General features: G+C 62.2%; 21 protein-coding genes, 1 tRNA gene and 1 pseudogene. 10 read left to right on the top strand and 13 right to left on the bottom strand.

The window, feature by feature from the left end:
• Nucleotide 1 precedes the first annotated feature (1 nt).
• On the bottom strand, nucleotides 2–433 hold the full coding sequence (locus QZ656_RS22385; RefSeq protein WP_291995468.1) for a hypothetical protein: 432 nt from the start codon (nucleotides 431–433) through the stop codon (nucleotides 2–4).
• Nucleotides 434–900: 467 nt separating this feature from the next.
• Between QZ656_RS22385 and QZ656_RS22380 the strand changes: the two genes are divergently transcribed.
• Nucleotides 901–1,461 (top strand): hypothetical protein, encoded by a 561-nt coding sequence (locus tag QZ656_RS22380; protein ID WP_291995467.1) that lies wholly within the window; start codon nucleotides 901–903, stop codon nucleotides 1,459–1,461.
• A 705-nt stretch (nucleotides 1,462–2,166) separates the two neighbouring features.
• Here QZ656_RS22380 and QZ656_RS22375 read toward each other — a convergent pair.
• Nucleotides 2,167–2,257, bottom strand: a tRNA-Ser gene (locus QZ656_RS22375).
• Between the two features lie 174 nt (nucleotides 2,258–2,431).
• Complete coding sequence (locus QZ656_RS22370) at nucleotides 2,432–3,163, bottom strand: SDR family oxidoreductase (protein ID WP_291995466.1); 732 nt, start codon at nucleotides 3,161–3,163, stop codon at nucleotides 2,432–2,434.
• A 137-nt stretch (nucleotides 3,164–3,300) separates the two neighbouring features.
• Between QZ656_RS22370 and QZ656_RS22365 the strand changes: the two genes are divergently transcribed.
• The gene (locus QZ656_RS22365; protein ID WP_291995465.1) at nucleotides 3,301–3,780 is read left to right on the top strand and encodes an OsmC family protein; all 480 of its coding nucleotides are present in this window, start codon (nucleotides 3,301–3,303) and stop codon (nucleotides 3,778–3,780) included.
• A 49-nt stretch (nucleotides 3,781–3,829) separates the two neighbouring features.
• On the opposite strand, the gene QZ656_RS22360 is transcribed toward QZ656_RS22365, so the two are convergent.
• The 3 genes from QZ656_RS22360 to ccsA form a co-directional block, all read right to left on the bottom strand.
• Nucleotides 3,830–4,468, bottom strand: a complete 639-nt coding sequence (locus QZ656_RS22360) for an SGNH/GDSL hydrolase family protein (RefSeq protein WP_291995464.1) — start codon at nucleotides 4,466–4,468, stop codon at nucleotides 3,830–3,832.
• A 51-nt stretch (nucleotides 4,469–4,519) separates the two neighbouring features.
• Entirely contained in the window at nucleotides 4,520–4,903 is a 384-nt protein-coding gene (locus tag QZ656_RS22355; RefSeq protein WP_291995463.1) for a VOC family protein, read from the bottom strand.
• A gap of 111 nt (nucleotides 4,904–5,014) precedes the next feature.
• Nucleotides 5,015–5,854: a cytochrome c biogenesis protein CcsA gene (gene ccsA, locus QZ656_RS22350; RefSeq protein ID WP_291995462.1), complete on the bottom strand. Its 840-nt coding sequence runs from the start codon at nucleotides 5,852–5,854 to the stop codon at nucleotides 5,015–5,017.
• 30 nt (nucleotides 5,855–5,884) lie between these two features.
• On the opposite strand from ccsA, the gene ffh reads away from it, so the two are divergent.
• Nucleotides 5,885–7,240, top strand: a complete 1,356-nt coding sequence (gene ffh, locus QZ656_RS22345; RefSeq protein WP_291995461.1) for a signal recognition particle protein — start codon at nucleotides 5,885–5,887, stop codon at nucleotides 7,238–7,240.
• A gap of 33 nt (nucleotides 7,241–7,273) precedes the next feature.
• On the opposite strand, the gene QZ656_RS22340 is transcribed toward ffh, so the two are convergent.
• Both QZ656_RS22340 and QZ656_RS22335 read right to left on the bottom strand, forming a co-directional pair.
• Nucleotides 7,274–7,882, bottom strand: a complete 609-nt coding sequence (locus tag QZ656_RS22340; protein WP_291995460.1) for a lytic transglycosylase domain-containing protein — start codon at nucleotides 7,880–7,882, stop codon at nucleotides 7,274–7,276.
• Nucleotides 7,867–9,591, bottom strand: coding sequence for a proline--tRNA ligase (locus tag QZ656_RS22335; RefSeq protein WP_291995459.1), 1,725 nt, complete (start codon nucleotides 9,589–9,591; stop codon nucleotides 7,867–7,869). Before QZ656_RS22335 ends, QZ656_RS22340 begins: the two co-directional genes overlap by 16 nt.
• Before the next feature lie 222 nt (nucleotides 9,592–9,813).
• Here QZ656_RS22335 and QZ656_RS22330 point away from each other — a divergent pair, with 222 nt between their 5' ends.
• The 3 genes from QZ656_RS22330 to coq7 all read left to right on the top strand — a co-directional run bounded on the left by QZ656_RS22330 (nucleotide 9,814) and on the right by coq7 (nucleotide 11,659).
• Nucleotides 9,814–10,359 carry an RNA pyrophosphohydrolase gene (locus QZ656_RS22330; protein ID WP_291995458.1) on the top strand — a complete coding sequence of 182 codons (546 nt, stop codon included), beginning with the start codon at nucleotides 9,814–9,816 and terminating at the stop codon, nucleotides 10,357–10,359.
• Nucleotides 10,356–10,976 (top strand): CNP1-like family protein, encoded by a 621-nt coding sequence (locus QZ656_RS22325; protein ID WP_291995457.1) that lies wholly within the window; start codon nucleotides 10,356–10,358, stop codon nucleotides 10,974–10,976. Before QZ656_RS22330 ends, QZ656_RS22325 begins: the two co-directional genes overlap by 4 nt.
• A gap of 62 nt (nucleotides 10,977–11,038) precedes the next feature.
• On the top strand, nucleotides 11,039–11,659 hold the full coding sequence (coq7, locus tag QZ656_RS22320) for a 2-polyprenyl-3-methyl-6-methoxy-1,4-benzoquinone monooxygenase (protein ID WP_291995665.1): 621 nt from the start codon (nucleotides 11,039–11,041) through the stop codon (nucleotides 11,657–11,659).
• Nucleotides 11,660–12,144: 485 nt separating this feature from the next.
• Here coq7 and QZ656_RS22315 read toward each other — a convergent pair whose 3' ends face one another.
• The 3 genes and pseudogenes from QZ656_RS22315 to QZ656_RS22305 all read right to left on the bottom strand — a co-directional run bounded on the left by QZ656_RS22315 (nucleotide 12,145) and on the right by QZ656_RS22305 (nucleotide 14,755).
• Nucleotides 12,145–13,251, bottom strand: a complete 1,107-nt coding sequence (locus QZ656_RS22315) for a transposase (protein ID WP_291991620.1) — start codon at nucleotides 13,249–13,251, stop codon at nucleotides 12,145–12,147.
• Nucleotides 13,248–14,155: pseudogene (locus tag QZ656_RS22310) on the bottom strand (site-specific integrase). Before QZ656_RS22310 ends, QZ656_RS22315 begins: the two are co-directional and overlap by 4 nt.
• A gap of 180 nt (nucleotides 14,156–14,335) precedes the next feature.
• Nucleotides 14,336–14,755: an OsmC family protein gene (locus tag QZ656_RS22305; RefSeq protein WP_291995664.1), complete on the bottom strand. Its 420-nt coding sequence runs from the start codon at nucleotides 14,753–14,755 to the stop codon at nucleotides 14,336–14,338.
• Nucleotides 14,756–15,510: 755 nt separating this feature from the next.
• Here QZ656_RS22305 and rplM point away from each other — a divergent pair.
• The 4 genes from rplM (at nucleotide 15,511) to erpA (ending at nucleotide 18,304) form a co-directional block, all read left to right on the top strand.
• Nucleotides 15,511–15,939 carry a 50S ribosomal protein L13 gene (rplM, locus tag QZ656_RS22300; protein WP_291995456.1) on the top strand — a complete coding sequence of 143 codons (429 nt, stop codon included), beginning with the start codon at nucleotides 15,511–15,513 and terminating at the stop codon, nucleotides 15,937–15,939.
• 9 nt (nucleotides 15,940–15,948) lie between these two features.
• Complete coding sequence (gene rpsI / locus QZ656_RS22295) at nucleotides 15,949–16,341, top strand: 30S ribosomal protein S9 (protein ID WP_291995455.1); 393 nt, start codon at nucleotides 15,949–15,951, stop codon at nucleotides 16,339–16,341.
• 92 nt (nucleotides 16,342–16,433) lie between these two features.
• Nucleotides 16,434–17,462 (top strand): N-acetyl-gamma-glutamyl-phosphate reductase, encoded by a 1,029-nt coding sequence (gene argC, locus QZ656_RS22290; protein WP_291995454.1) that lies wholly within the window; start codon nucleotides 16,434–16,436, stop codon nucleotides 17,460–17,462.
• A gap of 491 nt (nucleotides 17,463–17,953) precedes the next feature.
• Nucleotides 17,954–18,304 carry an iron-sulfur cluster insertion protein ErpA gene (gene erpA, locus QZ656_RS22285; RefSeq protein ID WP_291995453.1) on the top strand — a complete coding sequence of 117 codons (351 nt, stop codon included), beginning with the start codon at nucleotides 17,954–17,956 and terminating at the stop codon, nucleotides 18,302–18,304.
• Between the two features lie 191 nt (nucleotides 18,305–18,495).
• Here erpA and QZ656_RS22280 read toward each other — a convergent pair whose 3' ends face one another.
• Both QZ656_RS22280 and QZ656_RS22275 read right to left on the bottom strand, forming a co-directional pair.
• Nucleotides 18,496–20,202, bottom strand: coding sequence for an NAD-binding protein (locus QZ656_RS22280; RefSeq protein ID WP_291995452.1), 1,707 nt, complete (start codon nucleotides 20,200–20,202; stop codon nucleotides 18,496–18,498).
• Nucleotides 20,203–20,214: 12 nt separating this feature from the next.
• Complete coding sequence (locus tag QZ656_RS22275; RefSeq protein WP_291995451.1) at nucleotides 20,215–20,598, bottom strand: DUF6394 family protein; 384 nt, start codon at nucleotides 20,596–20,598, stop codon at nucleotides 20,215–20,217.
• Nucleotides 20,599–20,730: the final 132 nt, after the last annotated feature.

Raw genomic sequence — 20,730 nt, 5'->3', positions numbered from 1 at the left:
CTCAGGGCGAGGCGCAAGCGGCTGAAATAACGGTGATTTCAACCATCCACGCGTCCATCTTTGCAAACGACGCGTCCACCACCGGTGACAAACGGTAAGTGCCTGAGCGCAGCGGGATTTCCGGCTTTGACGCGTCCATCTTTGCAACGCCGGCCGGGGTGGGCGCGCGTTCCCGCTGCCGAGCCCGATTGCGTGCGACGTACTCCGGATGCTGCTCTCGATACGCCCGCCAGTAGTCGGGGTGACGCTCCGCCCAGGCCTTCTGCGCACGCTTCTGGTTATCGCGATAGTCGGGATCGTTCTGGCGCTTGGCCGCCTGCCAACGCCGTCGCCGTTCGCGCTGGCAGGCGGCGGCCGAACAGAAGCATTGGTCGGGGTTCTGCGGACGCGGCCGGAACGACTGATGACACGCCTCGCACTGTCGGAATTCCATGACGGTTTCTCCCCACACGACGTCGTGCGGGAAGAATGGGCCCGTGCCGGGCTTCCTGTCGCGGAGCCGGAGAGCTGGCGAGGCTTGATCGCAACCTGGCGGCGGGCGGACTCGGCGAACGCGACGAGCTTGGCGAAGGGGCTTGACCGCGCAATCAGAAGGTCGGGCAGCCGGAGCGACGCGCGCTGCCGCGTTGCCAACGGGCGATGCCTGCCGAACCAAGCTTGGGGAGTTACGAAGTTCGCTTCCCGGGAACCACTACGGGCCTCAACACGGGCTCAATGGGTCACGCTTGATGGGTCAGCTTTGGTGAGCAAAGGCGGGTCAGTTCCGGGGAGCGTCAAGGATACGCTGGGCTTGATCGATACTCCGGGAGACGGCAGATGGCACAGCGACAGAGGAACGGTTCGACGCACATTCCATCGGTCCGGCAGGACAACAGCCGGCCCTTCCTGACGCAGAAGGCCTTGCTCAATTCGCTACACGCGCAGCAAATCTTCGACCGTGGCTACGAGATGTGCGCCAACGCGCTGTTCTCGTTGAGTGTGGTCTTGCGATTCATCGGGAGCGAAGAGCAGGCGCAGGAAGTCGATGCCTTGGTCGATACTCAGATCGACCAGACCCTGGAGGAGATTCGCAAGGAGTCGCTGCGGCTGAAGGAAGTGGCCGAGGGCAATGGCATCGAGACCGCGATCGGCTACACCAGTGCAAAGACCATCGATGTGCAGATCACCTCGCCGCGGTCGATAAAGTACCTGGCGATCATCCGCGAGTTCGACGGGATGATGACCCACCTGGATGCGCTCTGGCTGTCATGCGTCATCACCGACAGCCAATACGCGCGCGGGGTCTATGAATGGAAGCGGCGGATTTTGCGGCTGGCGGGGCAGATCCGGCAGATGGCCACGCGCGCGGTGCTGGCGGCACGGCGGAAGGAAACGGTTGCTGAAGAAACCGATGGCCCGGTGGTGGGGGTTGAGAATTCTGCGACGGAAGACGCCACCAAGGAACGCGCCGAAAGCGAGTAGAAAGCCCCCAGCCGGTTTCTGCAGGAAGCGGTTATGTTGTCCCTCTTCCAACGCTCAGTGCCCGTGTACACGTCAAGCCGAAGCTGCTTGCTTTTTTGCCCTCGGCCGCGACCTTATACAGGCACAAGCACCTCGAGCGCCAGCCAAAAACTGAGTCGACAGCCGTTGCGCCGCATGCGGCTCTGGCTCAAGCGTCCTCTGCCCGTCATCCATCGGCACACGCGGAAGGAGATCGACGCAGCAAGCCCTGGGTAGGGTTTAGCCTCCGTTCGTCGCTGAACAACTGCGGGCCTTGTGCCACCCGGTCAGCGTCACCTATGCGAACAGTCACATGCGCGTTGGCAACTAAACCGCCGGAGAATCATTGCCGGATCGCGATCATTCCCGCCTTGGCCTCGATACGCTCTGTTGTCTTCGTAGCTCACCGACGAACCAAAAACGTATTCTTTGCCGAAGATCTCGACCACCCGGCTCTTCATGGCGCCCTGTCGTTGCAGGACAAGAGCCGACCTCTGGGCTCTGCAACCTCGCACGCATCTCCGTCCGAGTCACCCTGGCAAGCTACGTACAGAATCAGACTACGTAGCCACCGTTTCCCGGCAGGGGAGCATTCGTTGGCACATGTTACTTTGTGGGTTGTTTTGTGGGTCGCCTTTGGCCACTATTCCTATTATTTTTATTTTTCAGACACTTGCTAGGCAATACTGGCGGAGAGAGCGGGATTCGAACCCGCGTTAGGATATTATCCTAAACACGCTTTCCAGGCGTGCGACTTAAACCACTCATCCATCTCTCCGCAAGACCGCGGATTCTAGCAGAAGGCAAGGCGAACACCAAACCGAAATTCCACTTCGGAGCTCGCCTGCACTTGGATCGGGCGCCGTGGGCCGGTGGCCGGCAATGCGTCCTGGACGCGGGCGGCGCCTGCGTTTCCGCCCAGGCATTTCGCCGCCTCGCCAATCGCTCGCCGTCAACGGCAATCGCTGAGATCAACGACCGGCTCCGCGCCAAATTTAGCGCTCAACAGGTATGCCACCAGACGCTCGGCACAGTCTGCCGCGTCGGCAAGTTGGCCCTTGCGCTGCAGCGCTTCGAACTGGGGGCGAAGCGGAAAACTGGCTAGCGGCGTGGCGCGGATTTCGCTCTGCATGGCGGTATCAATGACGCCCGGGGCGACACTGGCGATGCGCACGCCGGCGACGGCGTCGAGCGCTACCGAGCGGGCGTGCTGATCGAGCGCCGCTTTGCTCGCGCAATAGACGCTCCAGCCAGAGAAAGCGCTGCGCGCCGCGCCACTGGAGACGTGCAGGATGCGCTTTTCAGGCACCCCGGGTGCCAATGCGATCAGCGCGTTGGCCAAGATCAGCGGCGTCGCGACGTTCACCGTCAACGCCGCGACGATCGCTGCGCTCTGCTGACTGCCGAGCGGACCGACGGGTTGTACCGTGCCGGCGTTGTTGATCAACAGCAGCGACGAGCCAGCGGCGACGAATTCGGCCAGAGCGCCAGCGGCGAGCCAGCCTTGCACCGCGGCGCTATCGCCGAGGTCGATCGGCACCTCGCCGAGCAAGCGCGGATAGCGCTGCCGCAGAGCGGCGTTCCCCTGCCTGGCCAGCCCGAGGACGGCAATACCGCGCGCCAGGAGGTCTTCTGCAACAGCCGCGCCAAGCCCGCGGCTATGTCCGGTAACGATTGCTTTCATGTCGCTCTCCTTGATTTGGTGTTGCACGCCAACGATTGTCGCTGTGGTGGGCGAGATCCGAAAAGAGCGCCGACGCCAAGCACCGGCTGTGCTATTACTGGCGGCTGCCGATCACGCTCACTGCCGGGAGACTCGCCATGGCCGAATATTTTGCACACCTTCTCTGGCGCCGTGGTGACGAGGATTTCCTCGGCAACCGCTACAGCCGCAAACACCTGCTGCGCTTCGATGGCGGGCTCGAGATCGCCGCGTCGTCGTCGCCGCACGTCGTGCCGGTGCCGATGTCCGATCCGGCCGCGGTCGATCCCGAAGAGGCTTTTGTCGCCTCGCTGGCGAGTTGCCACATGCTGTGGTTTCTTTCGATCGCCGCCCGCCGCGGCTTCTGCGTCGATCGCTACGCCGACGACCCGGTCGGCGTCATGGCCAGGAACAGCGACGGCAAGCTGGCCATTACCGTCGTCACGCTCCGACCTGCCGTCGCCTTCTCGGGCGATCACCTGCCCGGTCGCGACGAGATCGAGCAAATGCACGACAAGGCGCACCAGGAGTGCTTTATTGCCAACTCGGTGAAGTCCGAACTGCGCTGCGAACCGGTTTTCGATCCGCCGCCTGCCTGAGCAGCTCGCCCGCCGCCAAAGCGGCCGGGCGCGCCAGCGTCCACGCCGCTCAGCGCAGGAGTCCGGCGACCACTGCTGCCAGCGCTTCGCCCAGGCGCGCGTGCTGGTCGGCGTCGAGGTGCACGCCGTCGATCGGGCTGACGGTAGCCACCGTGCCGGCGTCAGAATAGTCGCAAAAAAGGGTGGTAGCGACTTCTCGGCACGCGGCAGCGAGGCCGTGGCACTTCTGCTCGCCACCGACGAACTTCGGCGCAATTGCACCGCGCGGTGTCGCCTGCGCCGGCGGCACGACGATCAGGATCGGCGGCACCGGCATTTCGGGCTCAATCGGCGCCTGGCGGATGGCATTGACCAGGACCGCGATGCCCTGCGCCGAATGCCAGGCATTGTGCGCATGCATCGACTGAAAGTCGTTGCTCCCGAGCATCACGATCACCAGCGCCAGCGGCGAATTGATTTCGATGCGCTGGGCGAGCCCGTCGATGCCCTTGCGACCTGGCTTGAAGGGATCGTCCCAGACCGTCCGGCGGCCGTTCAGGCAGTCCTCGACGACGCGCACGCGCCGGCCTGCGGCGGTGAGGGCGTTTTCCATGACTCCCGGCCAGCGTTGGTCGAAAGACAAGCGGCGTCGCGCCTCGGGAATGAGTCCCCAGGACAGCGAATCGCCATAGAGCAGAATGTGCTGCATCGCAAGCGCTCCTCAATGGTTGCGGCGGCGCTTGGCCAACGGCCGCGTCTATTACTGCAGCGAGTGCAGGCCGATGATATTGCCTTCGCTATCTTCGACCAGCGCGATGTGACCATACTGACCGATGGCCATCTTCGGCTGGACGATCCGTCCGCCCGCCTGCGCGGCGCGCTGGGCTTCGTCGGCGGCGTCGTCGCATGCGAAATAGACCAGCGTGCCGCCCTTCCCCGGTCCCCCCATGGCGTGCCGGACGAGAGCTCCGGCAGCGCCGGCGCCACCCTCGACCCATGGAAAGGCGTACATTTCGCCACCGTCGTCAGAGTCGGGCAGAGCGATCAATTCGCGACCGAAGACCGCCGTGTAGAAGGCCCTGGCGCGTGCCATGTCGACCACGTAGATCTCGAACCAGCCGACCGGGTTGGCCGATTTTTCCATACTCGTGCTCCTCTGTGAGGTGAAAGTGGCCAACGGCCGCCCGTTGGCAGGGGCAGAGCGCCAAGTGCGCTTCTCCAGCGTGCGCGTCGACACGGCGCACGCCGCGCCGGCTCACAAGCGATGCAGCAGGACTTCGGCGACGAAGCGGCTACCGATGTAGGCCAGTAGCAGCACCAGGAATCCGGCCAGCGTCCAGCGCAGCGCGACCCGCCCACGCCAGCCGTAAATCCGCCGGCCGACGAGCAAGGCGGCGAAGATTCCCCACGAAGCGAAGGCGAACAGTGTCTTGTGATCGAGAGCCATCGCTTTGCCGAAGATCGCTTCGGAAAACATCACGCCGCTGACCAGCGCGACGGTGAGCAGGCAGAAGGCGACTGTAATCATCCGAAACAGCAAGGCTTCCATGGTCAGAATCGGTGGCAGGCTGGTCAGGCTCTTGGTGATCGCCCGCTGATGCAGCTTGCGCTCGGCAAAACCCATGAAAATGGCGTGCAGCGCCGACAGCGTGAACAGGCTGTAGGCGAGCATCGCCGTCAGAAAATGGAGCTGAAAACCCCAGGCGCCGGCGTGCGCGACGACGCGCAGTTGCGGGAACAGTGCCGGCGCGATGGCGGCCAGCGCGGCCAGCGGCAGGACCATCGGCTGCAGACCGTCCATGCGCGAACGAAAACTCTCCAGCCAGTAGATCAGCACCGCCAGCCAGAGCATCAGCGAGAGCGCGAGACTGAATGAAAAGCGCATGCCACCGGCACTGAACAGGTTTTCGTATAAACCGAAGCCCTGAACTGCCAGTGCGCCAAATAGCGCGGCACGCTCCCACTGTTGCATCGGCAGGGTGACCAGCGGGCGGTCGCTTTCGCGCCAGCGGGTATGCCAGAAATGAGCGCCCAGAGCCGCGTAGAGCAGCGACGAAACGACGTGTGGGAGAAGGTGCAGTAGAATGTCCGGCATATTTTGAGTTTACACCAAGCCGGAATCCAAATGCTCGACAACCTGACCCAACGCCTTGCCCGCGTCATGAAGACGCTGCGCGGTGAAGCGCGGCTGACCGAAGCCAATATCGGCGACGCCTTACGCGAAGTTCGCCTCGCCCTGCTCGAGGCCGATGTCGCCTTGCCGGCCATCAAGGAACTGATCGCCGCAGTCAGGGAAAAGGCCGTCGGCGAGGAAGTAATTGGCTCGCTGAGCCCGGGGCAGGCGCTGATCGGCGTCGTGCACCGTGAGCTGACCAAGCTGATGGGCGAAGCACATACCGGTCTCAATCTCGCCACGCAGCCACCGGCGGTGGTCCTGATGGCCGGCTTGCAGGGCGCCGGCAAGACGACCACCGTCGGCAAGCTGGCCAAACTGCTGCGCGAAACCCAGAAGAAGAAGGTGCTGGTCGTTTCCTGCGACGTCTACCGGCCGGCAGCTATCGAGCAGCTGAAGACCGTCGCGGCGCAAGCGGGCGTCGATTTCCTGCCCTCGACGCCGACCGAGAAGCCGCTCGACATCGCGCGCAACGCGCTCGACTGGGCGAAGCGGCACTTCCACGACGTGCTGCTGGTGGACACCGCCGGCCGCCTGGCGATCGACGAAGCGATGATGAAGGAAATCGCCGAACTGCACGCGGCGCTCAAGCCGATCGAGACGCTGTTCGTCGTCGATGCGATGCTCGGCCAGGATGCCATCAACACGGCCAAGGCGTTCAGCGAGGCGCTGCCGCTGACCGGCATCATCCTCACCAAACTCGATGGTGACGCGCGCGGCGGCGCCGCGCTGTCGGTTCGGCACGTCACCGGTCGACCAATCAAGTACGCGGGCGTCGGCGAAAAACTCACCGGTATCGAGGCCTTTCATCCGGAGCGGATGGCGTCGAGAATTCTCGGTATGGGTGACGTGCTGTCGCTGATCGAGGACGCGAAAAAAGGAATCGACGAGCAGAAAGCTGTCGAGTTCGCCAGGAAGTTGAAGTCCGGCAAGGGCTTCGATCTGAATGACTTCAAGGAGCAGATCGGCCAGGTGCGCAAGATGGGCGGACTGTCGTCGATGATGGAAAAACTGCCGGCGCAGTTTTCGCAAGCGGCCGGGCAGCTACCGGCCGGCGGCGAGGAGAAGGCGGTCGCCCGCATCGAAGGAATCATCAATTCGATGACGCCGACCGAGCGCATTCATCCGGATCTGATCAAGGCCGCCCGCAAGCGTCGCATCGCGGTCGGTGCCGGCGTTCAGGTACAGGAAGTCAATCGCCTGCTGAAGCAGTTCGAACAGACCCAGAAGATGATGAAGCAGTTCTCGCGAGGCGGTATCGCGCAGCTGATGCGTGGCGTCAAGGGGATGTTGCCGGGAATGCGTTGAGCGCTCCGCTCGGCGCGCTGTTTAGCGCGCCGTCTATCGTAATGCCAGCGCACTCCTGCTGTTATAGGTCCACTGCTTGTCCCACGCGGCACGCACCATGTTCGGGTACGCCGCCTGCCCCAGGCTGCCGTTGTAGCGGCCAAGCGCACGGTAGAGGTCACCGCGTTCGATGTCGAGGTAGTGGCGAAGGATGGTGCAGCCGTAGCGCAAATTGGTGCGCAGATGGAACAGGTTGTCGTCGCTGCGGCCGACCAGCTTGACCCAGAAGGGCATCACCTGCATGAAGCCGCGCGCGCCGGCAGTAGACACCGCGTACTTCTTGAAGCCACTTTCGACCTGAATCAGGCCGAGCACCAACTGTGGGTCGAGACCCGCGCGCGTCGCTTCGTAATGCACCGAGCGCAGGAAGTCGAGGCGCGACTCGCGGTCCGGGATGCGCTTGGTGAGGCGCGCCGACATCTCGGTCAACCAGTCGATGGCGACTGCCGAATCCTGAAACGAGCTGTTCTGCGGCGCCCGATCGGAAACCGCTCGCGACAGCGCGCCATGAACGCTGGCCGACAGCGGCTCGTACTTCTGCGCACCGGCGTACGCCATAGCGGGCGCCAGCACGAGAAGAGCAAGCGCTATTGCTCGGCGCATAGGCGGGCTCCCAGGAACTGGCCAAGTTCGCCAAGCGGCAACATCTGCGACTCGGCGTCGCCACGGCCCTTGTATTCGAGTTTACCTTCGGCAAGACCGCGCTCGCCGACGACTACCCGGTGCGGGATGCCAATCAGCTCCATTTCGGCGAACATCACACCCGGGCGCTCGTTGCGGTCGTCGAGCAAAACGTCGATGCCGGCGCTCGTCAGCTCGCCGTAAAGCGCATCGGCTGCCGCTCTTACCGCCTCGCTCTTGGCGTAGCCCATCGGCACGATAACCACCTCGAAGGGGGCGATCGCCGCCGGAAAAGTGATGCCGCGCTGATCGTGTCCTTGTTCGATGGCCGCGCCGACGATGCGCGTCACACCAATACCGTAGCAACCCATTTCCATGATCTGGCTCTGACCGCTTTCGTCGAGAAAGCTGCACTTCAGCGCCTCGGCGTACTTACGACGCAACTGGAAGATGTGGCCGACCTCGATGCCACGGCACAGCTCCAGGCGGCCCTTGCCATCGGGAGACGCGTCGCCGACGACGACATTGCGCAGGTCGGCGACGATCGTCGGCTCGGCCAGATCGCGCACGAAGTTGACGCCGGCCAGGTGAAACCCGGCTTCGTTGGCGCCACAGACGAAGTCGCTCATCACCGCCACGCTGCGATCGGCAACGACTTGCACGTCGGCTACACCGACCGGGCCGATGTAGCCCGGCTGACAAGCCAGGGCGGCGACGATCTCGTCCTCGCGCGCAAAGCGAAACTCACCAAGCGTCTTCTCGGCCTTGACTTCATTGAGGTTGTGGTCACCACGCAGCAGGATCAGCGTGAACTGCCCGGCCGCTTCCGGTGCGCCGATCACGACGGCGATCGCCTTGACCGTGCTGGTCAGTGGCGTCCCGAGCAGTGCCGCGACGTCCTCGCAGGTCGAACGTCCCGGCGTCGCAAGCTTCTCCAAGGCAGCGGACGCCGGCGCGCGTGCGACAGTCGGCGCCAGCGCCTCGGCCAATTCGACATTGGCGGCGAAATCAGAGTCCGGACAATACGCCAGCGCGTCCTCACCGGAGTCGGCGAGAACGTGAAACTCGTGCGATCCAGTACCACCGATCGAGCCGGTGTCGGCGGCGACGGCGCGGAATTTCAGGCCAAGACGAGTAAAGATGCGCGTGTAGGTTTCGAACATGTTGCGGTATTCGCGCTGCAGGTCGGCGAAACTGCTGTGGAAAGAGTAGCCGTCCTTCATCAAGAATTCGCGACCACGCATGATCCCGAAACGCGGCCGGATCTCGTCACGAAACTTCACCTGCACCTGATAGAAGTGCAGCGGCAGCTGCCGGTAGCTCTTGACGTCCTTGCGCACGACGTCGGTGATTACTTCCTCGTGCGTCGGGCCAATGACGAAATCGCGCTGGTGCCTGTCCTTGCAGCGCAGCAGCTCAGGGCCGTACTTGTCCCAGCGCCCGGATTCCTGCCACAGCTCAGCGGGCTGAACGGCCGGCATCGACAGCTCGATTGCCCCGGCTCGATCCATCTCCTCGCGGACAATCTTCTCCACCTTGCGCACGACGCGCAGCCCGATCGGCATCCACGTGTAAATGCCGCCAGCCAGTCGCTTGATCATGCCAGCGCGCAGCATCAGCTGGTGGCTGATGATTTCCGCGTCGGATGGCGCCTCTCTGAGCGTCGACAGGAAGAAGCGGGAAGTGCGCATGGGATTCAACTTGGCAACAATGGAAGCCCTGATTTTACGCGACAGATCGTCATAAGGTGCGGGCAATTGAGCTCAAGGTCCGCGCTCAAGCGCCGTTCGGCATGTCCGGCAGGACGCCGAGACGCCATCGAACACGCTACGCAACAAGGGTTATACGCCGCTTTGCAAGGACATTGAATTGTGAAAAAATGAAGGCAATCAATCGAATTGCAGGTTATAACAATGCTTGACCGTGAAGGCTATCGCCCGAACGTCGGCATCATTCTTTGCAACACCAGGAACGAGGTCTTCTGGGGCAAGCGCATCCGAGAGCATTCATGGCAGTTTCCGCAGGGTGGCATCAAGCGGGGCGAAACGCCCGAACAGGCGATGTACCGTGAGTTGCACGAAGAGGTCGGCTTGCTTCCCGAGCATGTGTTCATCCTTGGTCGCACCAAAGACTGGTTGCGTTACGACGTCCCCACGCACTGGGTAAGACGCGAATGGCGCGGCAGCTACCGGGGGCAAAAACAGATCTGGTTTTTGCTTCGACTCCTCGGCCGCGACACCGACGTTTCCTTGCGCGCCTGCGACCATCCCGAGTTTGATGCGTGGCGATGGAACCAATACTGGGTGTCTCTCGACGCCGTAATCGAGTTCAAACGCCGGGTTTACGAAGAGGCGTTGAATGAACTCGCCCGCTTTCTCGATGCCGATCATCGGCGCCCTCGTCGCCCGGCGAAGCCACCAGCAATCACTCCACCAATCGCACTGGAGGCCAAGAAATGAATACTCCGCCGCCGGCACCGGCGCAGCGCGCGTCAGATGAGTTCCGCTTGACGACCCGAACTCCGGCACGCTGTTCGCTGTCGATGCGAGGCCTTGTCCGCCGCGCCCTTATCCGCGCCGTCTTTCCACTGCTGCTGCTTGCTCCGTCCGCCGCACCGGCGGCCAGTGCCGAGCGCGATCTTGAAGCCGCCAGCGACAAGGAAACCGACGTTCAACTACCACCGTTTCCGCAGGATGAGAATCTCATCCCCTTCATCGTCAGCGCGAACACCGACAACAAGTTCCTGATCGACGGCGAGTCGCTGTCGGTAAGCCCCGACCGCGTCCTGCGCTTCACCCTGGTGATCGTCAGCTCGGCCGGTGCGCAGACCATAAGCTACGAGGCGATGCGCTGCGCCACCGCCGAACGCCGCGCCTACGCCTTTGGCCGCTCCGACAGGACTTGGTCGAAGGCGCGCAGCGATCAGTGGACGCGCATCCAGGAAAGCACTGTCAATCGACATTATGCCGCGCTGTTTGGCGACTATTTCTGCGCCATCGGCGTGACGCTGCGCGATGCCGAGGACGCCCGCCGTATCCTCCGTGCCGGCGGCGATCGCTCCAGATTGCGCCCTTAGGCCTGGCGTCACTGCCGCCTTGACGCCGACCGGAAAAACAACCATCACAGAGGCCAGAAATGATTAGCGACCGCTTGGTCATCGAGTTCGACAAGGCTCTGCGCACGCTTTTTGTGCCAGCGACAACTGCCCGTGAAGTGCCAGGAAGCAAGCACGCTGAAGCGCAGCTGTCCGATGACGAGCGAAACCATGCCGCTGCGCTGATGCGCGTCAACCACGTCGGCGAAGTCTGCGCGCAGGCGCTTTACCAGGGACAGGCGCTGACTTGCCGTAATCCCGAACTTCGCGACGCTCTACAGCAAGCGGCGTCCGAAGAAACCGAGCATCTGGCCTGGACCGAGCGCCGCCTGGTCGAACTGCGCGGACGCAAGAGCCTCTTGAACCCTTTGTGGTACATCGGCGCGCTGACCATCGGCATCGGCGCCGGCAAGCTTGGCGACCCATGGAGCCTTGGCTTTCTCGCCGAGACCGAGCGACAGGTCGAAGCGCACCTCGACCATCACCTCAGCGATCTACCATGGCAAGACCGTAAATCCAGAGCGATCGTCGAGCAGATGCGAGTCGACGAGATTTCGCATGCGGCGACGGCCGTCCGCCTGGGTGCGCGCGAACTGCCTGCTGCGGCACGACTGGGTATGCAGCTGGCGTCGCGAACAATGACCCGCACCGCCTACTACGTCTAGGACTTGCAGCGCCCGCTGCGCCGGCGGCCGCTCGCCACGGCGACCGTATAACTGGCGGCGCCGACCAAAACCCCGGAACGGAACGCTCCCCGAACCGCCACACCCATCAGGCTGTCGGCCGGAGACGACGGCGCTTGCCCGATGGCCAGACCAGCAGGCGCACCCCTAACGAATAAGGATAGATCGTGCAACGAATAAGGATAGATCGTGCGAAGCCACGATCTGATCCGTTTGTTGGACGAGCCCGGGCCGGAGCGCTGGGCGCGCCCTCTGCAAATATCTTTTTTGGATTTACCCCGCAGGCATGAATGCCGAAGGGCGGGGAGCGGGCCGTCGCCGCGCGCTGCGGCACCGTCAGCGAAGATCGCGCAAATCCGGCCGTTTTGGCGTCCCGGCCACTGAACTCCGGGCGACCCCGTCACTCAGCTTGGGGAAACTGAAGTCCCAAAGGCGGCCGGACAGCGCTGTGAAGGCGGCTTACACGATCAGGCAGCGATCGCGACGAGCGGTGGAGCAGCGACGAAGGCGGGCGATGTTGATCGAATACGCGTCCGGACAATTGACATCACGGAGCCACAGCACGGGCAAAGCATCGCTGGCCGCTCCTTGCGCGGCGGCGTGAAGCGGCTGGGATCGAACTTCAGCAAGCGGTGCAGCAAACTGATCAGGCGCTTGCAGTTGGCGTGCAGGAAGCCGAAATTGCGGGCGCGGCGAAAGCCCTTGGGTAGCACGTGCTGGAGGATCAGCCAGAGGAAATCGGCGCCGGCTAGCGAGCGCTTTTCCGACTTGCCGGTTTGTGCGTTGCGGTAGCGGAAGCTCACCCGCCCATCCTTACAAGCGAGGATGTCCTGTTCACGGATGACGCCGCGGTAGAGGTAACGACCGAGGTAGATCAGGGCCTTCTCGCCGCTGCCCACCGATTTGCAGTGCGCTACCCATTCCCGCGGATAGGACGCCGGCAGGCAAATGCCGGCCGCCTCGATCGCCGCCAGCATTTTGGCCCGGAAGACCTTGGCCATCGCCTTCTCGTTGAACAGGTAGGTGCCGTTCTTGCCGCGCCGCTTGCGTCGCCAGCGCTGCTTCGCGGCATCGATCGCTGCCGCGGGGACGACGAGATGGACATGCGGGTGGAAGTCGAGCCGACGCGAGTGCGTGTGCAGGACCGCGATGGCGCCGGGCGTGCCCTGCAACTGCCGGTCGTTCTGACTGAAGCGGTGCACCGTTTCCCAGGCACAGCGCATCAAGCCATCGAAGACGACGTCGGCGTGCGCCGCAGCGAGCCCGCGCAATTCGGCCGGCAGCGTGAAGGTCAGCAGAAAGTAGTCGGCCGGGACGAGGCGCTCTATCTGACGTTCCAGCCATTGCTGGCTCTCGTGGTGCTGGCAGTGCGGGCAAAGGCGATGGCCGCAGGAATGCGGAACGAGTTTTTGCTGATCGCAGCCTTCGCACTGGAGCTGCATCATCGGGCTGGCCGGGCCGCGGCAATCGCGCATCGCCGAGAGTGCCCGAAGCTGATCGAAGCTCAGGCGGTGGCGAAATTGCGTCATGAAGTCCGCTTCGAATTCGGCAATGACAGAGCCGAGGCGGATCATCGCGGCGTCCCCTTGCTCAGACAAAAGCGGTCCATCAGCGCGTTGATGCGGTCGATGGCGTGATGCCGGGTTTGATCCGTCAGATGGGTGTAGCGAACCGTCGTGAGAATCGAGTGATGGCCGAGAATGCTCTGCACCTCGGTGAGCTCGACGCCCGCCTCGATCAGGTGCGTGGCATAGGCGTGACGCAAACTGTGCGGCGAAATGTTTTTTTTAGCCCGCAGGATTCGACCACCGCCCGCAGTGCCTTCTGAACGCCGCTGCGATTGAGCGGTGTCCTGGCGCTGCTCGCACCTGGCAAGCCGCCGCGGCGATTGGGAAACAGCAGAACGGGATTACGGTGGCGCTGCCAGAAACAACGCAGGAGTCGGTAGGTGGCCGTCGGCAGCGGCACCAGGCGATCCTTGTTGCCCTTGGCATCGCGGATATGCACCCGCCCGCGCGCGCCGTCGATGTCGGCGACCGTCAGCCGTAAGCCTTCGCCCAGGCGCAGGCCGAGACTGTAGAGGGTGAAGAAGAAAACGCGGTAACTGAGCACCTGCGTGGCCAGAAAAATCCGCTCGGTCTCCTCGACCGTGACGATGTCCGGCAGGCGCAGCGAGCGCGGCGGCTTGATCAGACCGGGCGCCACCCAGGGTTTCTTCAGCACGTGCTCGTAGTAAAACTTGAGCCCGTACAGATCGAGCTTGAGCGAACTCCAGGAGTGCGTCTCACGCAGGTCGGCGAAGTAATCCAACAGGTCGGCCTCGCTCAGATCGTCGATCTGATGAGCGAAGTAATCTCCCACCCGGCGGACGGCGCGCGAATACGCGTCGATCGTCTTCGGCTGCAAGCCCTTGAGCTTCAGGTGCTTCTGGTGCAGCTCGTAGTTCGTGTCAAAAATCGTCGTTGCGACAGCGGACATCTCTTCCATCTTGCGGTAACCTCGCATTCGTCATGAACGTCCCTCGGATGAGGGGCGAGGTCACATCTTGAGTCAACGCGACGACAGCACCGGGGTTTCCTCCGCGTAGCGGCTTCGTCCAACACCTCGCGAGTGAGTCTTTCGGCAGACGGCGCGAGGTGTCAGCAGTAGCGCCCGCCTTCAAGCCTCGACGATCTCGAAGTCGTGCGTGATCACCGCCGTCTTGCTGAGCATGCTGGTCGCCGAGCAATACTTGTCGTGTGACAGCTCGATGGCTCGCGCCACGTGCTCCGGCTTCAGTTGCTTGCCGGCAACGCGGAAGTGGAAATGGATGCGCGTAAAGACCCTTGGCTCGACCTCCGCGCGCTCGGCCTGCAGGCTCACTTCACAGCCCTTGACGGTGTGCCGCCCTTTTTTCAGGATCAGGACGACGTCGAACGCGGCGCAGCCGCCGGCCCCGGCCAGCATCAGCTCCATCGGGCGCGGCGCCAGATTGCGCCCCCCGGCCTCGACGGCACCGTCCATCACCAGCGCGTGATTGGTCCCCGTTTCGGCGATAAAGGACATTCCGTCACCGGTCCACTTCACTTTACATTCCATGCCCTGCTCTCCCTCTGTTCTCCAATGGGCATGACAGACGTCAAAGCCCAATGATCAAAACCTGCGTACGCAACAATGATCGTACGCCGCGCTTGCACGGCACGTCGCCAAAGAGTGCTCGACGCCTTCCCGCAGAAGCAGCGGTAACTACACCATGCCCTGTCATTGTAGACGCAAGAGCGCGCACGCGAACGCCAAGAACCCCTGCTGCACCGCAGCATTTTAAGTACGCAGTCATCTTTACACGACGCTCTACAGCGTTGCTTATTGTGAAATCTATGTCTTGCTATGATTGTATACTATTGTTTTAGAGTATTTTTGTATGATAGATACGCACATGCAATCGACCAAGCAAAAAAATATGGCGCAACGCACCAAAAATACTTGACCTATGCACTAGGTCGAGGCATAATGTTTGCACCGTAAGCACTTAGCTGTTCCGCTTCACCGATGTCTCCTCCACCCTCCTCCTTTGGTGTGGATTTAGCGCGGCTCCAACGAGCCGCGCTTTTTTTTGCCCGCTATTCAGACTGAGCGTCGCTTGGCAGCGGCGACGACCAACGGCGAAAACAGCTCCCTTGCAAGGCCACTCCCCAGAGCGCCGGATGAGCGGCCGGGGTAGCCCGCCGGCGCTTTCCGAATGCGCTCCACAAGGGCTCGTCGAGCGAACAGCCAAACAGCGATTGACACGCCTTGGATACTTGCCATAAGATGCTGGGCTTTCCGTGATCAGGCAAATAAGGACGGCGTTTTAAATGAAGACTTTCTCCGCCAAGTCGCATGAAGTGCAACGCGAGTGGCTAGTTGTTGATGCCACGGACAAGGTGCTGGGTCGCCTTGCAACCGAAATCGCTCGCCGCCTACGCGGCAAACACAAGCCTGAGTTCACCCCGCACGTGGACACTGGCGACTACATCGTCGTTACCAATGTCGAAAAGCTGCGCGTCACCGGCAACAAGGCCGAAGACAAGAAATACTATCGGCACTCGGGCTACCCGGGCGGCATCTACGAGACGAACTTCACCAAGATGCAGCAGCGCTTTCCCGGGCGAGTTCTTGAACATGCCGTAAAAGGCATGCTCCCCAAGGGGCCCCTCGGTTATGCGATGCTGAAGAAGATGAAGTGCTACGCAGGCACAACGCATCCGCACGCTGCCCAGCAGCCGAAAGTTCTGGAACTCTAAGAGGTCACAATGGCTGATAACTATTTCTATGGCACGGGTCGGCGAAAAAGCGCCGTAGCTCGCGTTTTCATGAAACGTGGAAGCGGCAATTTTGTCGTCAACGGCAAACCGGTAGATGAGTTCTTCTCTCGCGAAACCGGACGGATGATTGTCCGCCAACCGCTCACCCTCGTCGAACAGCTGACCGGCTTTGACATCCTGGTCAATGTCGGCGGTGGCGGCGAGTCCGGACAAGCCGGTGCCGTGCGGCACGGGATCACCCGCGCCCTGATCGCCTACGACGCCTCGCTCAAGCCGACGCTATCCAAGGCCGGCTTCGTTACTCGCGATGCGCGTGAAGTAGAGCGCAAGAAGGTCGGTTTCCACAAAGCACGTCGCCGCAAGCAGTTCTCGAAGCGCTAAGCGAAGACTGTCTGCCAGCGAAGCCGCCTCCGGGCGGCTTTGCCGTTTTCGTGACATCGGAACCCTGATTCCGGGCTATCCAGGAGTCTCTCATGATCAAGGTTGGAATCGTCGGCGGTACCGGTTACACCGGCGTCGAGTTGTTGCGTTTGCTGGCTCAGCATCCGCAGGTTGAGATCATCGCCATTACTTCTCGTGGCGACGCTGGCACGTCTGTCGCCAGCATGTTTCCGAGCTTGCGGCGAAGGCTGGACCTGAAGTTCGAGGATCCAGCCAGCGCCAACCTCACAGGCTGTGATCTGGTGTTCTTCGCCACCCCCAACGGCGTGGCGATGACGCAGGCGCCGGCACTACTCGAAGCAGGCGTCCGGGTGATCGACCTGGCGGCCGATTTCCGTATCAAGGACCTTGCGGTGTGGGAAAAATGGTACGGGATGCGGCACGCCAGTCCAGAATGGGTGGCGAAGGCCGTCTACGGACTCCCGGAACACGATCGAGCCAGCATCCGCGACGCTCAGCTGGTGGCCAACCCGGGCTGTTACCCGACCGCCGTACAACTGGGCTTCATGCCTCTCGTCGAAGCCGGCCTGGTCAAGCTCGACGAACTGATTGCCGACGCCAAATCGGGCGTCTCGGGGGCTGGGCGCAAGGCCGAGGTCGCCGCCCTGTTCTCGGAAGCGTCGGACAATTTCAAAGCCTACGCCGCTCCCGGACACCGGCACTTGCCGGAAATTCAGCAGGGCTTGTCGGCAATGGCAGCGCAAGCGGTCACCCTGACCTTCGTGCCGCATTTGACGCCGATGATTCGGGGTATCCACGCAACGCTTTACGCCCGCGTCAACAGCGATGCCGATTTTCAGCAACTCTTCGAAGAGCGCTACAGCGGCGAACCATTCGTCGACGTCCTGCCGCCAGGGTCGCATCCCGACACACGCAGTGTACGAGCCGCCAATAGCTGCCGCATCGCCGTACACCGCCCACAGGGAGGCAAGGTTCTGGTCGTCCTGTCGGTGATCGACAATCTGGTCAAGGGCGCAGCCGGGCAGGCGGTGCAGAACATGAACATCATGTTCGGAGTGCCGGAGACCGAAGGCCTGTGGCAACTGGCGGTGCTTCCGTAAGCGTCGAATGGCTGCTTCGGGATCAATGCGCCGAAGCCGACATTCCGTACGCTGCTTCCCGGGCATCGTCGCGCCGCGACGGGGCTCGCCAGCAGGCCTGATCCCTCACGGCAAGGCTCGATCAACGGCTTGAGCTACGGCAGCGAAACAAAAATGTTATCATCGGCCTGCCATGCAGGCAGGCGCAGAATTCCCGAAGCTTCATGATAGAAATCAAGCACCATCAGCGGATTGAACGACCTTTTTCGCTACCCCCGCAGCGACGCTGAAGGCGTGGAGGCGCGATCATGACCACCGACGCGCAGGAACTCCTTCCCGGCGCACGTGTCTCAGGGGACGTTGAACACCGCCCGATCGCAACTCGGCTGCAGCGGTCGTTGAAGGATCTCTGGTGTGTCAGGCTGGCGCCAGGGCGCTAGAGATCAAACAGGCTTAAAGTGGCTGGCCTCGTTGTCAGCAATCTCAGATATCAGGTTCAAGAGGAAAAACCAATGAATGCAGAAACCGAAATGCCGATGCCTTTTGTCTTTACCGACAACGCGGCCGGCAAGGTGAAGGAATTGATCGAGGACGAAGGTAACCCGGAATTGAAACTGCGCGTCTTCGTGACCGGTGGCGGATGCTCCGGGTTTCAGTACGGATTCACTTTCGACGAGGTCGCCAACGAAGACGACACGGCGCTGCAAAAGAACGGCGTGACCTTGCTGGTAGACCCCATGAGCTACCAGTATCTGGTTGGCGCCGAAATCGACTACACCGAAGGACTCGAGGGATCACAATTCGTGATCAAGAACCCGAATGCGTCATCGACCTGCGGTTGCGGGTCGTCGTTCTCGGTTTAGCGCCCGCGGCCCGATCCGGCGAGCGCCGATCCGCGAGTCAACACGGCGCAGGCCGATGGTCGCGGCGAGGCTCTTGCCGGTACAATAATCAGCCTGGCCGGTGATAGTCGCCGTCAAAGGCGCGCAGCCAGAGTCACCCGGTACGCGAGCCGACGATCGCTACTCATACAGGCTGGCGGGCATATCCCCGGCTACTTGCAGCGCCCTCGTCTGGCGCTGAACAAGCGCCACAGCCAGCCTTGTGCGTCGTCGCCGGTCAACACATAGTCGAGCACATTGCGATTGTCGAGCGTCAGGCTCTGCGCCAGTTTTGCCGCTCGCGTGCCCGCGAAAAGCAGTTCATCGCCGGCCTCCAGCTCGATTTCATCGCCGGGCATTTCCTGGTCGCGGCCGTTACGCACCAGCAGCAAGGTCAATACCGGCAGAAGTTCCTGGCGAGCGCCAGGATTACGCCGCAAAATCCCGATGTCCATCACGGCCTGCTCGAAGCTCAGCAACTTGTGCGCTGCCGGCGCGTCCGTTGCGTTCAATCGAACGCCCCAGACCAGCGGCACGCGATGGCCACAGAGGTCCTCGAGCACCCTGGCAACGCTGCCCGCGTGTGCATCTGGCCAGGCACGAACGTGACGAAGGAATCTCGGCAACAGCGGTGAAGTGATTAGTGCCATGCACTCACGTGCCACGATCCGTGAGGGAACCATCGTGAAGTCGGCGTCGTAGGCGTCAAACAAGACCTCATTGGCGACCCGGTTCTGACGGACGACGACGAACAAATCCGGGTTGAGTTCCTTGGCCGTCATGGCCGTCGACAGGTTGTTGGTGTCGTTATCGCTACCAGCGACGATGCCCACCGCGCTTTCGATACCGGCCTGTCGGAGCGGCTCCGCCTCCATGCCGTGACCAACGATATGACGGACATTGACCGGTAGATCAGGCTCCGGCGCGATGACCGTCAGGCTCACCCCCTGGCGATCCAGATTGCGCACGACCGCCTGCCCGAAAAGGCCGTAGCCACAGACCACCCAGTCGCCAACCGGCGGATCCTTGCGCTCGGGAACGGCCTGACCCGGCAGCCGCGTCAGCAGGTCGACCAGGCGGAACCAGCTTGGCGACTGAATTGCCTGTGCCAGATAGTCAGCAAATTTCTCGAAATGATTGACGACGTAGTGGGTGCCGAAAGACATCATGTTGCGTTCGATCGATGGATTGGCGACGCGAGCGACGATCATCAGCTCCGGATTGACCAGTCGGCTGGCGATCGCCACCGCAAGATTGGCCGAATCGTCGTCGGTGATCGCCAGGACGCCACGACAGCTGCGATGTTTCAAGCCCGCCATCAACAGGTTTTGTGGCTGCGCCGCATCGGCACACATCACCAGAATGTCGGCGTCGAAATCTTCGAGTTCGATTTCCTGAACGCGCGCGTCGTCGCGTTCGAGCGCAACGACGCGGATACGGCTCCGATCGAGCGCACGCGCGATCAGCAGTCCGGTTTCGCCGCAGCCACAGACGATGTAAAAGGGCTCGCCGAGATGCTTGACGCGGCGCGCAAAGCGGCCGCTGAGCAAGACCTGCTGGAAACCTTGGTCCTGGACCAGGCCGAGCAGGCTGATGATCGAGTACGACCAGCCAATCACCGAGAGAAAGATGCACACCGTGACCCACATCCGCTGGGCGTCCGAGAAAGCACTCGGAATCTCGCCAAAACCGATCGTGCTGGCGGTGTAGCTGACGAAATAGAAGGCGTGAAAGAAGCTCATCGCAGGCGCCGGCCGACCCTGCGCGTCGATGCCGGGAATCAGCGTCAGCCCGAGCGTAGACACGGCGTAGATGACGATCAGCACGATCAGCGGCACACGCACTCGCCGCAGGGCCAGAAAGAAGACGCTGGTGTTCATCCCGCCGCGCCGTCAGCGCCGCAACATGACGGTTTCCGCAATCAACAGAACAACCGAAACGACGTTGGCGAACAGCGCGCCGCCGCTCAGCGAAACGACGCTGGTAGTAACGTCAGGCGACATTCCCTCGCCGGTCACATGCACGGCGATGCCCCACACGCAGGCCGCCGCAACCAACTGCAGGTCGGCGACCAGACTGGTCGACAAATGGACGGCGCCGATCTGTGTCCGATCACCGAACTTGAGCACCGTGGCAATGAGGTTGACGACGATGGCGGCAAACAACTCGTAGATGTGATGATGAACCGGGTTGTCGATATTGCCGATGAAAAAGCCGAAATTCAGCGTTGCCGCGAGAACAATAAAGAAACCGAAAACGACTTTTTCAAGGTTCATGAGGACCGTCTCCAGGGCCGGCGAAGGCGCCGCGCGATCGGCGACGGCATAGCGCGGAAGCATACTCGCGTGCGCGGCGAAAGGGAACCTGGCGGCGTCCTAAGGCAGCCCCTGAAGCGCCTTGACGCGACG

Source organism: Candidatus Accumulibacter sp. ACC003 (assembly GCF_907163085.1).
GTDB lineage: Bacteria > Pseudomonadota > Gammaproteobacteria > Burkholderiales > Rhodocyclaceae > Accumulibacter.
The sequence above is the reverse complement of the archived record's forward strand: the minus strand, read 5'-3'. Positions and strand labels throughout refer to the sequence as shown.

Bases quoted from the DNA above. Each gene is read 5' to 3' on its own strand.
- erpA (WP_291995453.1), top strand. From the start codon at position 17,954: ATGAATGCAGAAACCGAAATGCCGATGCCTTTTGTCTTTACCGACAAC.
- QZ656_RS22370 (WP_291995466.1), bottom strand. From the start codon at position 3,163: ATGAAAGCAATCGTTACCGGACATAGCCGCGGGCTTGGCGCGGCTGTT.
- QZ656_RS22340 (WP_291995460.1), bottom strand. From the start codon at position 7,882: ATGCGCCGAGCAATAGCGCTTGCTCTTCTCGTGCTGGCGCCCGCTATG.
- ffh (WP_291995461.1), top strand. From the start codon at position 5,885: ATGCTCGACAACCTGACCCAACGCCTTGCCCGCGTCATGAAGACGCTG.
- argC (WP_291995454.1), top strand. From the start codon at position 16,434: ATGATCAAGGTTGGAATCGTCGGCGGTACCGGTTACACCGGCGTCGAG.
- QZ656_RS22365 (WP_291995465.1), top strand. From the start codon at position 3,301: ATGGCCGAATATTTTGCACACCTTCTCTGGCGCCGTGGTGACGAGGAT.
- QZ656_RS22275 (WP_291995451.1), bottom strand. From the start codon at position 20,598: ATGAACCTTGAAAAAGTCGTTTTCGGTTTCTTTATTGTTCTCGCGGCA.
- QZ656_RS22355 (WP_291995463.1), bottom strand. From the start codon at position 4,903: ATGGAAAAATCGGCCAACCCGGTCGGCTGGTTCGAGATCTACGTGGTC.
- QZ656_RS22315 (WP_291991620.1), bottom strand. From the start codon at position 13,251: ATGATCCGCCTCGGCTCTGTCATTGCCGAATTCGAAGCGGACTTCATG.
- ccsA (WP_291995462.1), bottom strand. From the start codon at position 5,854: ATGCCGGACATTCTACTGCACCTTCTCCCACACGTCGTTTCGTCGCTG.
- QZ656_RS22385 (WP_291995468.1), bottom strand. From the start codon at position 433: ATGGAATTCCGACAGTGCGAGGCGTGTCATCAGTCGTTCCGGCCGCGT.
- QZ656_RS22325 (WP_291995457.1), top strand. From the start codon at position 10,356: ATGAATACTCCGCCGCCGGCACCGGCGCAGCGCGCGTCAGATGAGTTC.
- QZ656_RS22280 (WP_291995452.1), bottom strand. From the start codon at position 20,202: ATGAACACCAGCGTCTTCTTTCTGGCCCTGCGGCGAGTGCGTGTGCCG.
- QZ656_RS22330 (WP_291995458.1), top strand. From the start codon at position 9,814: ATGCTTGACCGTGAAGGCTATCGCCCGAACGTCGGCATCATTCTTTGC.
- rplM (WP_291995456.1), top strand. From the start codon at position 15,511: ATGAAGACTTTCTCCGCCAAGTCGCATGAAGTGCAACGCGAGTGGCTA.
- QZ656_RS22360 (WP_291995464.1), bottom strand. From the start codon at position 4,468: ATGCAGCACATTCTGCTCTATGGCGATTCGCTGTCCTGGGGACTCATT.
- rpsI (WP_291995455.1), top strand. From the start codon at position 15,949: ATGGCTGATAACTATTTCTATGGCACGGGTCGGCGAAAAAGCGCCGTA.
- QZ656_RS22335 (WP_291995459.1), bottom strand. From the start codon at position 9,591: ATGCGCACTTCCCGCTTCTTCCTGTCGACGCTCAGAGAGGCGCCATCC.
- QZ656_RS22305 (WP_291995664.1), bottom strand. From the start codon at position 14,755: ATGGAATGTAAAGTGAAGTGGACCGGTGACGGAATGTCCTTTATCGCC.